Source organism: Streptomyces sp. NPDC048352 (assembly GCF_040651895.1).
Taxonomy (GTDB): Bacteria; Actinomycetota; Actinomycetes; order Streptomycetales; family Streptomycetaceae; genus Streptomyces.
In genome coordinates this window covers 1-2231 of record NZ_JBEZKZ010000161.1, presented here as the reverse complement: position 1 = coordinate 2231, position 2231 = coordinate 1, and the positions used below count along the sequence as shown (strand labels likewise).

3 protein-coding genes are annotated in these 2231 nt (G+C 71.4%); all 3 read left to right on the top strand.

All coding sequences use genetic code 11. The features are described from left to right. Positions 1-540, top strand: a 540-nt coding sequence (locus AB0D45_RS34730) for a methionine adenosyltransferase domain-containing protein (RefSeq protein ID WP_362466679.1), incomplete at its 5' end; no start/stop codon positions are given. Position 541: 1 nt separating this feature from the next. Further along, the gene (locus AB0D45_RS34725) at positions 542-1525 is read left to right on the top strand and encodes a carbohydrate kinase family protein (protein ID WP_362466677.1); all 984 of its coding nucleotides are present in this window, start codon (positions 542-544) and stop codon (positions 1523-1525) included. Then, positions 1522-2231: homocysteine S-methyltransferase family protein (locus AB0D45_RS34720; RefSeq protein ID WP_362466674.1), on the top strand; the 710-nt coding region annotated here is incomplete at its 3' end. The genes AB0D45_RS34725 and AB0D45_RS34720, both read left to right, overlap by 4 nt.

Genomic DNA, 2231 nt, shown 5'->3' with positions numbered 1-2231 from the left:
GCGCAGCTGGCGCAGGACGGCATCAAGCTGGACACCGAGGGCTACCGGCTGCTGGTGAACCCGACCGGCCGTTTCGAGATCGGCGGTCCGATGGGTGACGCCGGCCTGACCGGCCGCAAGATCATCATCGACACCTACGGCGGGATGGCCCGCCACGGCGGCGGTGCCTTCTCCGGCAAGGACCCCTCCAAGGTCGACCGTAGTGCCGCGTACGCGATGCGCTGGGTCGCCAAGAACGTGGTCGCCGCAGGCCTGGCCGCCCGCTGCGAGGTGCAGGTCGCGTACGCCATCGGCAAGGCCGAGCCCGTCGGCCTCTTCGTGGAGACCTTCGGCACCGGCACCCTGCCCGACGAGCGCATCCAGGAAGCCGTCTCCGCCGTGTTCGACCTCCGCCCGGCCGCGATCGTCCGCGACCTCGACCTGCTGCGGCCCATCTACGCCCAGACCGCCGCCTACGGCCACTTCGGCCGCGAACTCCCCGACTTCACCTGGGAGCGCACCGACCGCGCCCAGGCGCTGCGCAAGGCCGCGGGGGTCTGACATGCGTATCGCGGTCACCGGATCCATCGCCACCGATCACCTGACGACCTTCCCCGGCCGCTTCACCGAGCAGCTGATACCCGACCGGCTCGACACGATCTCGCTGTCGTTCCTGGTGGACGACCTGGAGGTGCGCCGCGGCGGCGTCGCGGCGAACATCGCCTTCGGTCTGGGATGTCTGGGATTCTCGCCGCTGCTGGTCGGCGCCGCCGGCACGGACTTCGCCCCGTACGACGCCTGGCTTCGGGAGCACGGTGTCGACACCACCTCCGTGAAGGTGAGCGCGACACGCCACACAGCACGTTTCATGTGCACCACGGACGCCGACCAGAACCAGATCGCCTCCTTCTACACGGGCGCCATGGTCGAGGCCCGCGAGATCGGGCTGGCCGACGTGGTGCGGCGTTCGGGAACGCCGGACTACGTCGTGGTGGCCCCGGACGACCCCGAGGCGATGCTGCGGCACACAGCGGAAGCCCGTGAGCTGGGCATCCCCCTCGCCGCGGACCCGTCGCAGCAGCTGGCCCGGCTGAACGGCGAGGAGACCCGGCGTCTGGTGGACGGCGCGGAACTGCTGTTCACCAACGAGTACGAGGCCGCCCTGCTCCAGGAGCGCACCGGCTGGACCGAACGCGAGGTCCTTCAGCGGGTCGGCACCTGGATCACCACCCGCGGCGGCGACGGCGTCACCCTCCTGAAGGCCGGCGCCCGAGCGGTCAGCGTCCCGGCGGTCCCCGCCAAGGACATCGCCGACCCGACGGGCGTCGGCGACGGATTCCGCGCCGGCTACCTGGCGGGCCTCGGCTGGGGGCTGTCCCAGGAACGCGCCGCCCAGCTGGGCTGTGCGCTGGCGACGACCGTCCTGGAGTCGGTGGGCACGCAGGAGTACCGGCTGGACCCGTCCTCCTTCACGGCCCGGATGGCGGACGTGTACGGGAACGGCCCGGCCGCCGAGATCACTCCCCACCTGCAGGCCAAGCCGTGAGTGCGCGAAGCGACGCCCTCCGCGAGGCGCTCGCGACCCGCGTGGTCGTCGCGGACGGAGCGATGGGCACGATGCTCCAGGCGCAGGACCCGTCCATGGAGGACTTCCAGCAGCTGGAGGGCTGCAACGAGGTCCTGAACGTGACCCGGCCGGACATCGTCCGCTCGGTCCACGAGGCGTACTTCTCGGTGGGCGTCGACTGCGTCGAGACCAACACCTTCGGCGCGAACTACGCGGCCCTCGCCGAGTACGACATCGCCGAGCGCAACTTCGAGCTGTCCGAGGCCGGCGCCCGCATCGCCCGCGAGATCGCCGACGAATTCACCGCGTCGACGGGGCAGCAGCGCTGGGTGCTCGGGTCCATGGGCCCCGGCACCAAGCTGCCCACCCTCGGCCACGCCCCGTACACCACCCTCCGCGACGCCTACCAGGCCAACGCGGAGGGCCTGATCTCCGGCGGCGCCGACGCGCTGCTCATCGAGACCACCCAGGACCTGCTCCAGACGAAGGCGGCGGTCATCGGCGCCCGCCGGGCCTTGACGGCCTGCGGGGCGGACCTGCCGGTGATCTGCTCCGTCACCGTCGAGACCACCGGGACGATGCTGCTGGGGTCGGAGATCGGGGCGGCGCTGACGGCGCTGGAGCCGCTCGGGATCGACATGATCGGTCTGAACTGTGCGACCGGTCCGGCGGAGATGAGCGAGCA

Coding starts and splice junctions, on each gene's coding strand:
- AB0D45_RS34725 (WP_362466677.1), top strand. CDS start 542: ATGCGTATCGCGGTCACCGGATCCATCGCCACCGATCACCTGACGACC.